Raw genomic sequence first — 412 nt, 5'->3', positions numbered from 1 at the left:
GGAGGAAGAGGAAGAGGGGGAGAAGAGAAAGGGAAGGGAAAGGAAGGGAGAGGGAAGGAAGAAAGAAAAGAAGGGGAAGGAAAGGGAAAAAGGAGGGGGGAGGGAGGGAGAGAAAAAGGGAAAAAAAAAAAAGGAAAAAAAGAAGGGAAGAAAGAAGGGGGAAAGAAGAGAGAAGGAGAAAAGAAGAGAAAGGAGAGGGAGAAAAAGAGAGAGGGGAAGAAGAAAAAGAGAAAGAAGGGGAGAAGAAAAGAGGAAAAAGAAAAAGAAAAAGAGAGGAAAAGAAAAGAGAAAAGAGGGAGAAGAGAGAGAGAAAGGAAGGAAGAAAAAGGGAGGGAAGGGAAAGGAGGGAGAAAGAATAAAAGAAGAGAGGAAAAAAAGGGGGGGGAAAAGAAGGAGAAGGATTGAGGTGAAG

At 43.4% G+C, this 412-nt stretch carries 1 protein-coding gene; it reads left to right on the top strand.

What is annotated here, in order from left to right:
• On the top strand, positions 1-405 hold a 405-nt coding region (locus tag KH400_RS29820), incomplete at its 5' end, for a hypothetical protein (RefSeq protein WP_217228140.1).
• Between the last annotated feature and the right edge of the window lie 7 nt (positions 406-412).

The organism is Desertibacillus haloalkaliphilus (genome assembly GCF_019039105.1).
Lineage (GTDB): Bacteria > Bacillota > Bacilli > Bacillales > KJ1-10-99 > Desertibacillus > Desertibacillus haloalkaliphilus.
Note: the sequence above shows the minus strand (reverse complement) of the source record. Positions and strands in the feature narration are given on the sequence as shown.